Source organism: Peribacillus sp. NPDC097264, assembly GCF_050277925.1.
GTDB lineage: Bacteria > Bacillota > Bacilli > Bacillales > DSM-1321 > Peribacillus.
In genome coordinates, this window is sequence record NZ_JBNNSR010000010.1 from 147,070 (window position 1) to 160,425 (window position 13,356).

Annotated in this window: 11 protein-coding genes; 7 read left to right on the forward strand and 4 right to left on the reverse strand. The window is 41.1% G+C overall.

Annotated features, from left to right (window positions below; translation table 11 throughout):
• The first annotated feature begins 199 nt into the window (after positions 1-199).
• Entirely contained in the window at positions 200-1,861 is a 1,662-nt protein-coding gene (locus tag ACQKL0_RS16730; protein WP_402871656.1) for a catalase, read from the forward strand.
• Positions 1,862-2,080: 219 nt separating this feature from the next.
• Positions 2,081-2,590 carry a YfiT family bacillithiol transferase gene (locus tag ACQKL0_RS16735; RefSeq protein ID WP_427591547.1) on the forward strand — a complete coding sequence of 170 codons (510 nt, stop codon included), beginning with the start codon at positions 2,081-2,083 and terminating at the stop codon, positions 2,588-2,590.
• A gap of 76 nt (positions 2,591-2,666) precedes the next feature.
• On the opposite strand, the gene ACQKL0_RS16740 is transcribed toward ACQKL0_RS16735, so the two are convergent.
• Positions 2,667-4,088 carry a LysM peptidoglycan-binding domain-containing protein gene (locus ACQKL0_RS16740; protein ID WP_402871650.1) on the reverse strand — a complete coding sequence of 474 codons (1,422 nt, stop codon included), beginning with the start codon at positions 4,086-4,088 and terminating at the stop codon, positions 2,667-2,669.
• Between the two features lie 242 nt (positions 4,089-4,330).
• On the opposite strand from ACQKL0_RS16740, the gene ACQKL0_RS16745 reads away from it, so the two are divergent.
• Positions 4,331-5,794, forward strand: coding sequence for a protein adenylyltransferase SelO (locus tag ACQKL0_RS16745; RefSeq protein WP_427688689.1), 1,464 nt, complete (start codon positions 4,331-4,333; stop codon positions 5,792-5,794).
• 387 nt (positions 5,795-6,181) lie between these two features.
• Complete coding sequence (locus ACQKL0_RS16750; RefSeq protein ID WP_427688691.1) at positions 6,182-7,795, forward strand: Ig-like domain-containing protein; 1,614 nt, start codon at positions 6,182-6,184, stop codon at positions 7,793-7,795.
• Between the two features lie 166 nt (positions 7,796-7,961).
• On the opposite strand, the gene ACQKL0_RS16755 is transcribed toward ACQKL0_RS16750, so the two are convergent.
• Positions 7,962-8,324 carry a DUF779 domain-containing protein gene (locus ACQKL0_RS16755; RefSeq protein WP_402988992.1) on the reverse strand — a complete coding sequence of 121 codons (363 nt, stop codon included), beginning with the start codon at positions 8,322-8,324 and terminating at the stop codon, positions 7,962-7,964.
• Positions 8,325-8,345: 21 nt separating this feature from the next.
• On the reverse strand, positions 8,346-9,866 hold the full coding sequence (gene exaC / locus ACQKL0_RS16760) for an acetaldehyde dehydrogenase ExaC (protein WP_402871640.1): 1,521 nt from the start codon (positions 9,864-9,866) through the stop codon (positions 8,346-8,348).
• A 635-nt stretch (positions 9,867-10,501) separates the two neighbouring features.
• On the opposite strand from exaC, the gene ACQKL0_RS16765 reads away from it, so the two are divergent.
• Complete coding sequence (locus tag ACQKL0_RS16765) at positions 10,502-11,101, forward strand: hypothetical protein (RefSeq protein WP_402988989.1); 600 nt, start codon at positions 10,502-10,504, stop codon at positions 11,099-11,101.
• 183 nt (positions 11,102-11,284) lie between these two features.
• Positions 11,285-11,971 carry a nuclease-related domain-containing protein gene (locus ACQKL0_RS16770; protein ID WP_427688694.1) on the forward strand — a complete coding sequence of 229 codons (687 nt, stop codon included), beginning with the start codon at positions 11,285-11,287 and terminating at the stop codon, positions 11,969-11,971.
• A gap of 82 nt (positions 11,972-12,053) precedes the next feature.
• Here the strand turns inward: ACQKL0_RS16770 and ACQKL0_RS16775 are convergent, their stop codons facing one another.
• Complete coding sequence (locus ACQKL0_RS16775) at positions 12,054-12,782, reverse strand: GntR family transcriptional regulator (RefSeq protein ID WP_402871628.1); 729 nt, start codon at positions 12,780-12,782, stop codon at positions 12,054-12,056.
• A 261-nt stretch (positions 12,783-13,043) separates the two neighbouring features.
• On the opposite strand from ACQKL0_RS16775, the gene ACQKL0_RS16780 reads away from it, so the two are divergent.
• Positions 13,044-13,352: a PTS sugar transporter subunit IIB gene (locus ACQKL0_RS16780; protein WP_402988978.1), complete on the forward strand. Its 309-nt coding sequence runs from the start codon at positions 13,044-13,046 to the stop codon at positions 13,350-13,352.
• Positions 13,353-13,356 lie beyond the last annotated feature (4 nt).

Genomic DNA, 13,356 nt, shown 5'->3' on the forward strand with positions numbered 1-13,356 from the left:
CTCACTACTGAGAATATACGATATTTATTGAGAAAGAAAAATGTAATTCATTTTACGTGCATTCTTTACGTACATACCCTATAATGGTTTTGTATTGATTATAATAATTATCATTTAATATTTAATACAAATGATAATTCCCCTTATAAACTGGAATACTAGTGAAGTAAGGGCCACTATTTTTAAGGAGGTTTTCATTTTGGCAGAGAACAAAGATATGAATGCTCCAAAAGGACAGGATCAAGAAAAAGATGTGAAACGCGATACGTTGACCACGCGTCAAGGTCACCCTGTGACGGATAACCAGAATATCCGAACAGTAGGTAATCGCGGTCCCGCTACACTTGAGAATTATCATTTCATCGAAAAGATTTCCCACTTTGACCGGGAGGAAGTGCCGGAGCGTGTGGTTCACGCACGTGGTGCTGGAGCATTTGGCTATTTTGAAGCATATGGAAAAGTCGGAGATGAACCTCCAGAAAAATATACACGGGCGAAAGTATTTTCGGGTGCTGGGAAGCGAACACCACTCATGGTCCGTTTCTCTACCGTGGCAGGATCGAAGGATTCGCCAGAAACAGCACGGGATCCACGCGGTTTTGCCGTGAAAATGTATACGGAAGATGGTAACTGGGATCTTGTCGGTAACAACCTGAAAATTTTCTTTATCCGTGATGCGATGAAGTTCCCTGATATGATTCATGCATTCAAGGTGGATCCAGCATCGAACGTGGCGAATCCTGAGCAGATGTTCGACTTTGTTTCCCGTTCACCTGAAGCTACGCATATGATTACATTCCTATTTTCTCCATGGGGCATTCCAGCTACATACCGCCATATGCAGGGTTCTGGAGTGAATACTTATAAATGGGTGAATGACAAAGGCGAAGCTGTGCTTGTAAAGTATCATTGGGAGCCTAAGCAAGGCATCCGCAACTTGACCCAAGAAGAAGCAGACGCTATTCAAGCGAAGACCGTCGCCCATGCGACACAGGATTTATATGAATCCATCGAGCGTGGAGAATATCCGGAATGGGAACTCTATGTACAAATCATGGAGGATGACTACCATCCAGAACTTGATTTCGATCCACTAGATGATACAAAACTTTGGCCGGAAGATAAATTCCCATGGTTGCCAGTCGGTCGTATGGTCCTTGATCGCAATCCGGTGGATTACCATGCGGAAATCGAGCAGGCCGCCTTCGGTACAGGGGTCCTTGTCGACGGAATGGATTTCTCCGATGATAAAATGCTCCAAGGCCGTACGTTCTCCTACTCTGATACGCAACGCTATCGTGTAGGTCCGAACTATCTGAAATTGCCTGTGAATGCTCCGAAAGTGCCTGTCCGCACGAATCAGCATCGTGGTCAAATGGATATTCGTGATCCGAAAGAGAATGGTGAAAATCCATCGATTAACTATGAACCTTCGATGATTGGCGGGTACAAGGAAGCTAGCAAAGAAGAGCGTCCACAACACCGTCCGAGCTATAATGCGGCGGTAATGAGCGAGCCGATTGACCGTCCTAATAACTATGGTCAAGCGGGCGAAACATATCGCAGCTTTGAGGACTGGGAACGTGATGAATTAATCAACAACCTATCCAATGCACTTGCAATATGTGACAAACGTATTCAAGATGCCATGGTTGAGCACTTTACACAAGCCGATGAAGAATATGGCCGCCGTGTGAAGGAAGGCATCGAAATGAAAATGAAAGAAATCAAGGAAAAACAGGAAGAAGGCAAGATTCCAGGCCGTGAATCAGGTAAGTCGAAATATGGCCAAGGTACATTAGCGGCTAATGAAGCGACTAAAGATGCCGTGAAGAAAAGCCACGAAGCCGACCCTTATTAAGAGGCAATAAAACAAAGCAGCTGTCCCGAAGTCGGTGAAAACTGACGGGCGGGCAGCTTTTTTTTAGTCTTTGGTTAAAGAGTTCTTGTTATTTCGGTGTCCCCTTTATTGGTACCAATAAATGCCGGAAATTGGATAAAATATGTTAAAATATAAGGGGATTATAATCTCCTGATCAATATGTAAAAGAAATAACGAATAGGGAAATGGGGAATGAAAATGGATGTGAGATTTCCAATTGGGGAATTACAAGTACCTGAACAAGTAACACTAGAAAACATTCAAGAATGGTTAAAGGATATCGAAACATACACCGTTCAATTAAGAGAAACTGTTGACTCATTAAGTGATGACGAATTAAGGAAAACATATCGTGAGGGTAGCTGGAATATTCGTCAGCTTGTTCATCACATTGCAGATTCCCAGTTGAACATGTATCAACGTTTGAAGCTGGCTTTGACAGAAGAGAACCCAACGGTACCAGGTTTTGACCAAGAAAAGTGGGCCATTCAACCGGACACTGAACTTCCCATAGAAAGTTCCATTAAAATGCTAGAGGGGATAAATGAGCGTATCGTTGCTTTAGGGCATAGTTTAACCGAAGAGCAAGTACGTCGGACTTTCACTCACCAGGAAAATGGTGAAATAACAGTGGCAAAAAAAATCGCAAAATTAGCTTGGCACGAAAAGCACCACTTAGCCCATATAAAAATTGCCTTATCGAAATAACAATTGAATAGAATGGGCTTATCGAATGTCGATAAGCCATTTTTTAAAACAGGTATCCACTAAAGGGTGTAGCAAATCAGCTAAATGTCTTCAATTTCTTGATTGAAAAATTGTCCTCTAATAAAGCCCAGTTTTGGGGGTAAGGGAAACCTAGTGCCCAGTAGCTGATACCGCGGAGCTTATATTGCTTTGCGAGTTCAAACTTGGCTTGGGCGCTCCGTGCATCTTCAAACCATACTTCATGCGTTTTCCCTTTTTCGTCTGAATAGCGGAAAAAGGGTGATTGGGCGACCGGATCATATTGAATGGGTGCTCCGTGCTTAACGGCCCTTCTTACGGCTTCTTGTGGGCTGAATGTCTCGGCTTCCTGGCCTTTAACATGTGGGAGGAGCCAATCCCGTGCATATATTTGGAACCCTAAAAAGATCTTTTCTGCAGGAATCACCGTCAAGGCATACTCCACGACCTTCCTCATTTGGTCGAGGGGAGAGATGGCTTGAGGAGGACCCATCCGATATCCCCATTCATACGTCATGAGCACGACGAAATCGACAATCCGTCCATGCGCTTCATAATCATGTGCTTCATATAACACACCAGCTTGCTCTTCGCTCGTCTTGGGCGCAAGGGCAGTGGAAACCAAATAGCCTCTAGCATGAAGGCGCTCAACGGCCAGTTGCAGGAATCGGTTGTAATCCTCGCGATTCTCGGGCAATACATTTTCAAAATCGATGTTTAGTGCGGTATAGCCTTTGTCATCCATCACTTCAAGCACATTCCTGATGACCTTTTCCCTTAATGAAGAGTTGGACAAAATGACTTGGGCTAGGTTGGATCCGGCTTCCGTTGAAGTGAAGTTCGTAATCGACATCATGGGGACGATGCTTTTTGAAATCGCGGCGTCGACCATATCTTCATCATTCAGTCCTTCTAATGTGCCATCTTCCTTGATTTTATAAGCAAAAGGGCTGAGGTAAGTAAGTAGTTGGCCGATATCTTGGATGGATTGGACGGCTGCATCACTTGATTGATAGGTATAAGCATTCACTTCTATCGCTCGTTTCGACCTTGGGATGATGAGGTTCATTCCTACATAAATCGTGTTTGGGTCTTCGATTTGATTGACACTCAAGATGGCCTGAACGGTCGTGCCATACCAAACGGAAATGTCCCATAACGTTTGTCCCGACTGAACGACGTGTGTAATGGGCGGGATATATAGAACACTGCCTTGGTAAAGTACGTTTGGGTCGGTAAGTTGATTGGCTTGCATGAGTGCTTGAATGGTCAGTCCATATTGCTGGGCAATCGACCATAAGGTTTCTCCGGCTTCAACGATGTGAGAGGTCCCGATGTGAGGAATAACCAATGACTGGCCAAGCGTTAATTGGCTTGGGTCGGATAATGCATTTAATTTAACAATTGAATCGATCGTTACTCCATAGCGGTTTGCAATTTTCCATAACGAATCGCCACTGCTTACTACATAGATAATCAACAGAACTCCCCCTTAAGTCATTTCATTCATGCATTCTATGTAATAGCCGTTTAAATGTGTATTTACCTATGGAGTTTTTCAAACGCGATTGCTTAAAAAGGGTCATCTTGATGTGGAAACGGTATAATAAATGGGCATATGCAGACATTAAAAACGTGCATAAGGACCATGCAAATGACTATTTTTGTTTTAAATATGAGGAAAAACCAGTACAGACATGACTAAAGAAAAAGGGGGATTCTATGACAAAAAATAATGAAACAGGATGGAACTTCGAAAATAGCTATGCTGGACTTCCAAAAGCTCTTTTCACCCTTACCGACCCGATTCCAGTAAGTGCACCAGAATTGATCATTCTCAATGAAAAGCTGGCTGCTACTTTAGGGCTGTCCGCGAAAGAATTAGAAAGCGATGAGGGTGTGGAAGTACTTGCTGGAAACGAGATTCCTGAAGGAGCCTTGCCCCTTTCCCAAGCATACGCGGGTCACCAATTCGGTCATTTCACAATGCTAGGAGACGGGCGAGCGGTGCTCTTGGGTGAGCAGATTACGCCAGAGGGGGAAAGGCTGGACATCCAGCTTAAAGGCCCAGGAAGAACACCCTATTCACGCGGGGGGGATGGACGCGCGGCACTGGGTCCGATGTTACGTGAATATATCATCAGCGAAGCCATGCATGCGCTGGGGATTCCCACATCGCGTAGTTTGGCTGTCGTGAAGACAGGCGACCCGGTCTATCGGGAAACCGTGCTACCCGGTGCGGTTTTAACGCGAGTGGCTGCCAGCCATCTTCGTGTCGGAACTTTTCAATATGTTGCTAAGTGGAGGACAATCGAGGAACTGCAGGCCCTTGTCGACTATACCATCAAGCGTCATTTTCCAGAGGTGGAAGCTGCTGAAAACCGAGCTCAATCGATGCTAAGGGAGGTCATCAAACGACAGGCCAAGCTTATTTCAAAATGGCAGTTGGTTGGCTTCATACATGGGGTGATGAACACTGACAACATGACCATTAGCGGAGAAAGCATCGATTACGGCCCATGTGCCTTCATGGATACCTATGATCCGGAAACGGTATTCAGCTCCATTGACGTTCAAGGCCGTTATGCCTATGGAAATCAGCCGTACATTGCCGCTTGGAACCTAGCCCGATTGGCGGAAAGCCTACTGCCACTGTTGCATGATGATCAGGAACAGGCCATTCAACTGGCGCAGGATGAGATCTCGGAATTCAATAAGTTATATCATACACATTGGTTCAAGGGCATGAGGGCAAAGTTGGGCATCTTTGATGAAGAGGCAGAGGATGAAGCGCTGATCGAAGGACTCCTCGACATGATGAAGAAGCATCGGGCAGACTATACGAACACCTTCCGTGCCTTAACGTTTGAAACAAAAGGGGACGCAGCCCTTTTCGATTCTCCGGAGTTTGAAGAGTGGCATAAGTTGTGGCAGGAGCGAGTAGGGCGTCAACAGGAATCGAAAGAATCTTCGAAGAAGCTGATGCAAGAAAGTAATCCTGCGGTGATTCCACGAAACCACCGGGTGGAAGAAGCATTGGATGCTGCGGTGAAAAAAGGCGATTACAGTGTGTTGGAACGACTTCTGGAAGTACTCTCACACCCATACGCGCATACGAGAGATCAGGAAGCATACGCAACAGTACCTGAATCATGCGGCCCGTACCAGACTTTTTGTGGTACTTAATGAAAAAAATAACTCGAAAAGATGATTCCTATTGGAGTCATCTTTTTTTCTATAGGTATTCGGGTTGAAGAAGAATCGACCTCTGTTAAAAACTTTTTAGATACATTATCCTATCATTTTAGAATAAAAATATCTTGAATTGTTACTTTTGGTATATGGGTGACGAATAAAACTTTAGAAAATTAATAGATTTATAAGGCAAAGTATTTATTAAAGTGATAGATTTAACTTTGGATATAATTTATCGAATAATCTAATCAAGTTAATTTCGTAGTGTGAAAGTCTTTTCGATGAAATAGAGCACTTTTATATTATAATTTTGTGTTAAGAAAGTTGTTTGATGATGATTAGTCGTGAATAATGAAAAATTGAAAGAAGGTTTTGTATTTGAAAAGAAATATTTGGGTAAAAGTTATTTTCATGCTGATGTTAGCGTTATCGGTATCATTAGGCAGTACAGCTCAAGCGGAAAACACAGATTCATTAGTTGAGGAGAGTGTGGCTCCTCAAAGCATTACACTAAACAAATCAACTGTATCAATCAAGTTAAATAAAACGGCTCAGTTAACAGCGACTGTAAACCCCGCTGATGCTACTGATCAAAATATAAACTGGACGAGTGCAAACCCTAAAATTGCAGTAGTAGATGTAAATGGAAAAATTAAACCGGTTAATGCAGGTACTACAACTATTACTGCTACTGCAAATGGCAATCCATCTATTAAGAAAAGTATTACAGTAACTGTAATAAAAGTGCCAACAAGTTTGAAGTTGAGCAAAGCATCTTTAAATATCACAAAGAAACAAACAGTAAAAGTAACGGCGACCGTTGCTCCATCGGATGCTACAAATAAAACAGTTGTATGGAAAAGCTCCAACACTAAGGTGGCAAAAGTAGATTCAAAAGGTAATATCAAAGGAATCGCGAACGGTTCTGCTACCATTACGGCGACCGCAAATGATAATAGTGACGTTGTGAAACAAGTAAAGGTGAAGGTCTCTACAAAAACTGTAAAAGTAAATAAAACAAGCTTAACTGTAACAGCAGGTAAAGCAGGACAGCTTACCGCAACTGTTTCCCCATCCGATAGTATGGATAAAACAGTGAAATGGACAACCTCGAATAAAAAAATCGCAACGGTTAGCAGCAAAGGTAAGGTTACGGGCAAAGCGAAAGGAACCGCAACCATTACAGCAAATGTTAAAGATGCTAAAGCGGTTAAGGTGAAAGTAACGGTTAAATCACCAATTGTGGCAAAGTCTGTAAAGGTAAATAAGACTTCAGCTACCATCGTTCAAGGAAAGACATTAACCTTATCTGCAACAGTGAGCCCAAGTAATGCGGTAAACAAAACAGTGAAATGGTCGACTTCCAATAAAAAAGTTGCAACTGTCAGTAGTAAAGGGAAAGTCAAAGGCGTTGGTGTAGGGACAGTAAAAATTACCGCTACCACTACAAACGGCAAAAAGACTTCGGCAACGATCAAAGTGAAAGCGAAACCCTACGTGAAAAACTTAAGTGCCGGTACTTGGAAAGCAGGCAAGGATATTAAAGCAGGGCGATACAAGATCACGACAAATTCAGGAAGTGGAAACTTAGTTATTGGTATGGGCACAGATCGCTTTATAAATGAGGTCTTAACTAGTGAATATGATGATTTTGGAGTAAGAGTAGTTACAACGGATATAAAAGCTGGAGATAAAATTAAAATAAGTGGTTTGGACAGTGTAAAGTTTACACGTGTATCGAACGTTAAATCCAATACACTACATGCGGGATATTGGACAGTAGGTAAGGATATAAATGCCGGAAAATATAAAATGGTTACATCAGACGGAACAGGGAATTTAATCATTAAAAGAGGTAATAGCCTACTTGTAAACGAAATTCTCACAAGTGAATCTGATGGTTTTGGAGTTAAAAGTGTAACCAATACACTTAAATCTGGAGATCGTATTTATATTTCTGGTTTGAAAAAGGTTGTTTTTAAGAAAAAATAAATAAAATTGAACGAGATTTTCTAAGAAATAATCCAGTTGTTGATTGCAACTGGATTATTTTATACATGTATATCACTTTCAAACCTGTCAAAGAAACGAAGTAAATAATAATGAAAAGAGCATTCCCAATAGCCAAATTAGACTTTTGGGAATGCTCTTTAACATGCTATAAAACTTTTTTCACTTCTTGGTATTCTTCCTCTGAAAAAACCCGCGAGCGTGTGATGAAATGTTGGTCTTCCACGCTATCAAGTGAGAAATCCGGGCCTCGTCCTTCAGTTGCATCGATGATCAGTTGCGTGTGCTTCCAATAATCGTATTGGCTTTTATGCATGTAGAAGGGTACATCGCCAATCGCACCGAGATGGATGTCTGCATCCCCCAGTTGAAAATCTCCTTCTCTATAGCACATCGGAGAAGATCCATCACAACAGCCGCCGGATTGATAAAACATGATAGATCCATGTACTTTTTTAATAGAGTCTATTAATGTAAGTGCTTCGTTCGTTGCAATAACACGTTCTACCATGTTTGATCGTATCCTTTCGATTTAGAAGAATCCTTGAGCGTCTTTAGCGTAGCTTACTAATAGACATTTTGTTTGTTGATAGTGATCAAGCATCATTAGGTGGTTTTCACGGCCGATACCTGATAATTTGTATCCACCGAATGCTGCGCCAGCAGGATATTGGTGGTATGTGTTTGTCCAAACACGACCAGCTTCGATTCCACGACCAGCACGGTAAGCGATATCTCCGCTACGAGACCATACTCCAGCTCCTAAGCCGTAAAGAGTATCGTTTGCGATTTCCATTGCTTCATCGAAGTCTTTGAAAGTAGTAACAGCAAGAACTGGTCCAAAGATTTCTTCTTGGAAGATACGCATTTTATTGTTTCCTTTGAAAACAGTTGGTTTGATGTAGTTACCAGTTTCAAGTTCTCCATCAAATTTGTTTTCTTCTCCACCGATAAGTAATTCAGCGCCTTCTTCTTGTCCAAGCTTGATGTAAGAAAGGATTTTTTCTTTTTGTTGATTAGAAGCTTGAGCACCCATCATTACTTCAGTATCAAGTGGGTTACCAACTTTAATTTGTTTAACGCGTTCTAGTGCACGTTCCATGAATTTGTCATAGATTGATTCTTGGATAAGAGCACGTGAAGGACATGTACAGATTTCGCCTGAGTTCAATGCGAACATAACCATACCTTCGATTGCTTTATCTAGGTAAGCATCATCTTTATCCATTACATCTTCAAAGAATACGTTCGGTGATTTACCACCAAGTTCAAGTGTTACAGGGATGATGTTTTCAGTTGCATATTGCATGATTTGGCGACCAACTGCAGTTGAACCAGTGAAAGCAATTTTAGCAATACGTGGGTTCGTAGCAAGTGGTTTACCAACTTCGATACCGAAACCATTAACGATGTTAAGAACACCAGCAGGGATGATATCTTGAATTAATTCAACCAACACCATGATAGAAGCTGGAGTTTGTTCAGCTGGTTTCATGACGATACAGTTACCTGCAGCTAGAGCTGGAGCAATTTTCCAAACAGCCATTAGAATTGGGAAATTCCAAGGGATGATTTGTCCAACAACACCAAGTGGCTCTTGGAAGTGGTATGCTACTGTATCATTATCTATTTGAGTTGTGCGGCCTTCTTGAGAACGAATGGCACTTGCGAAGTAACGGAAGTGATCGATAGCCAATGGAATATCGGCATTCAATGTTTCACGTACTGCTTTACCGTTGTCCCAAGTTTCAGCAACAGCGATCATTTCTAAGTTTTCTTCTAAACGGTCAGCAATTTTGTTTAAAATGCGAGCGCGTTCAGCAGGAGTAGTTTTTCCCCAAGCAGCTTTTGCAGCATGTGCAGCATCTAATGCCAATTCGATATCTTCAACAGTAGAACGAGCAGCTTTTGTGAATACTTTACCAGTTACTGGTGATTTATTTTCGAAATATTGGCCTTTAACGGGTGCAACCCATTCTCCACCAATAAAGTTATCGTATTTTTCTTTGAATTGTACGACAGAACCTTCTGTATTAGGATTAGCATAAATCATAGTTGTATTTCTCCCCTTTAATTGGTTTAGAAAACTAACCCCGATGAACACGATTGCTTGAACAATGATAGAGGAATCATCCAGGTCTGCTTTCTATCTTTATAATCGTCTTTTTTCGACAAAAACACAAGCAATAAGAACTAGAAAAATAGATTACTAATAGCATTTTTGTAAAAATGTGGCTAATTTTGAAAGGGAATCGCCCTAATTATTCCATAATTTTCTCGATATTTCCTGTTCTTAGAAACTCTGAAAAAAGAAAGTTATTTCGGAATATTTCCTATTATTCTTTTAAATGATAGTGGCCGATTAATTCTCCGAAGGGACTGTCCATTGACGATTAAATCAGAGCCATCTAACTAGGAAAGCAAGGGGATTTCGGAAATAGTATCAGGAGCGTTAGTGATTTCATTGAATGACAAATCGATTGAGTAGTAACCAACCGTCCTTTCCCTTAGCATTTCTTATCTGGAAGAAACCATACTGGGAATAAGGAAACTAATCGAACTATCGCTAAAGATCGAAAAATACTTATACTGGATCAATACTTTTCTTATATAATGTTAAAGTGATTTGAAATGATTTTTTTACTTGAAGAATTATGATCGATCATACATATATAGGAGGGATACGGTATGAAGAAATTTGGATTTATCTTTTTAATGGTAATGATGGCGATGCTTGCAGCCTGCTCATCTGATGATGATAATGCATCGAAAAAAGATGAAGAGGGGGCATTGAAGGTCGATAAAGGCCTCCTAAACGTAGAAGTGACATTGCCTGCTTCATTCTTTGAAGGTGAGGACATCGATAGCGTCATTGCTGAAGCCAAAAAAGATGGTGTAAGTAAAGTGACGAAAAACGAGGACGGATCATTAACGTATAAAATGCCGAAGTCTAAGCATAAGGAAATGATGAAAGACTTAGAAAAGAATGCGGAAGAGACAATGGAAGAGATGAAGAATGGCAAAGATTATCCATCCATTAAAGAGGTCTCCCATAACAAGGCGTTTTCAAAGTTTACTTTAGAAGTGGATAAAGAAACATATGAGAATGGTTTCGACGGTTTTGCCGCCATGGGACTAGGGATAACTGGCATGTACTATCAAGTTTTTAATGGAGCAAGCCCGGATGAGTATAAAGTTACGATATCGGTTAAAGATGCGGCGACTCAAAAAGTCTTTGACGAAGTCGTCTACCCGGATGATTTAGAGGGTGAGGAAGAAGCCAAGTAACTTCCTGCGTGTTAAAAAGTATGATATGAAGATAAGAGGCATGAGAGTACAGGAGAAATCCATACATCTCATGCCTTTTTACATATACAGAAGTTAATATCGGTATATTTTTTCATAGAAATGTTAAAGGATGGTGCGGTTTTTGACGAAATAAAGAAAAGGTCAAAGCGGGAGGGATTATAGGTGATAGGGTGGTTCATATGCTTATTTGCACTAGTGTTTATTTCTGGATTTCTTGTGGACAAAGCCAAATTTGAAAAAAGCACGTACAAAAAAGAAACTGATTTTTCGTACTGGAAAGTAAGGAACGATAAAGGGTTATATGGGGAATATCTAACGGTAAATGAAATTGATAAATTGAAGGGTTATCATAAAGTTTTGGTCAATGTGTATTTGCCTAAAGTAAGGGGTGAAGGCACAACTGAAGTGGATATCGTCCTTCTTCACGAATCGGGAATCTACTCGATTGAGTCGAAGAATTACAGTGGATGGATATTTGGAAATGAGGAGAATAAAAACTGGACGCAAACATTCCCTAACGGAAAAAAGCAGGCGTTTTATAATCCAACCAAGCAAAATCGAAGTCATATCAATGCGCTAAAAAAGCAATTGAATGAGTTGGATGAGGGGGCTTTTAAATCGATCATCGTATTTAGTGAGCGCTGTGAATTAAAGAAAATCGTACTGACTTCCCCTGATCACAAGGTCATCAAAAGGAAACGTTTAAGAAATGCCATACATAATGAAGGAAGACAGGTTTTATCAGGAAGTGAGATTCTCTTGATATACAAGGTACTTAAAAGATATGCCAATGCATCATCTGATGTGAAGGTTGGCCATATAGAACGGCTTAAGAAAATTCAAAGGTAGATAGAATGAATCTGTTCATCATTCACGTTCCTTAGTACAACAAAAAGAACTGTCCATGTCATGATGGGCAGTTCTTTTTGCATCATTCATAATTCCTTTCAATTACGAAATGGGAACGGTCTCCCCTGAAGTAGGTTTTGGAGTATTCGATGACGCTCTGGTCGGCCTCGTACGTATGGGTTTCAAGCGAGAAACAGGGAGATCCATTGGGAATTTCCAGTTTTTCCGCAATGGACTCGTCGGCGAGGGCCAGTTCCAGATGTTCGATGGTCTTCAGGACTTTGAGATTGAACTGGTTTTTAAGCAGTCGGAAAAGGGATGTTTCACAGGCTTTCATATCAAGACCGGGTGTTTTATGCCACGGTAGGTAGGCGACTTCGTATTGAAGGGGGACGGAATCTACATAACGCACCCGAACGAGTTTATTGATGGGGTCACCAATATCAAGGTCGAATCGTTTGGCAAGGGATGCGTTTGCTTCAATGACCGTTAAACCCAAGACCTTGGTGGAGGGGTTTTTGCCCTGCATCATCACCTGATCGGAAAAGTTTTCAACCGTGCTGGTAAGTGTTTGGCGTACTTTATTTTCTGAAACGAAGGTTCCCTTACCTTGAATCCGGTACACATACCCTTCCACGGTAAGTTGTTGGAGGGCTGTTCGGACGGTCGTCCTGCTCACTTCGAATGATTTACAGAATTCTGCTTCGGTCGGTAATTTAGTGTTTGGCTGATAATCCCCATTCTTTATCATTTGAACGATGGATTCCTTTACGGCAGAATGAAGGGCTGTCACTTTATTCGTGGTTTTCAACATGCTTCCTCCTAGACATTTTTCGCTACTTCTAGAGTATATCTTGTTACAACAAGAATCAACTATAAAGTTATTTGTAGTGACAAATTTAAAATTTGTATTGAAATTAGATATAAATGACTATACAATGGAATATATAGGTAATGACCAATGTTCCACTCAAAAAGGAGGAGATATATTCGTAAAAGGTGAAATAAGAAAAGGAAGCACCTATTTACATCAAAAATACAGAATATTTAGAAATGAAAAGGGGAGAAATCTATGAATATCTTATTATGTTGTTCTGCGGGAATGTCTACGAGTTTACTAGTGACGAAAATGGAGAAAAGTGCGAAGGAACAAGGCATAGATTGCCACATATGGGCAGTGTCTTCTACTGAGGTGGACAGAGAGATGGATAAGGCAGATGTCGTTTTACTAGGGCCACAGGTTAGGTTCCTGCTTTCTAAGATGAAGCAAGCAGGCACAGCAAAAGGCATTCCAGTCGATACAATCAATCCGATGTTCTATGGTTTGTGCAACGGGGAAGAAGTGCTCAAACAAGCTGTTACTTTGATAAAAGGAGAATAAGGAT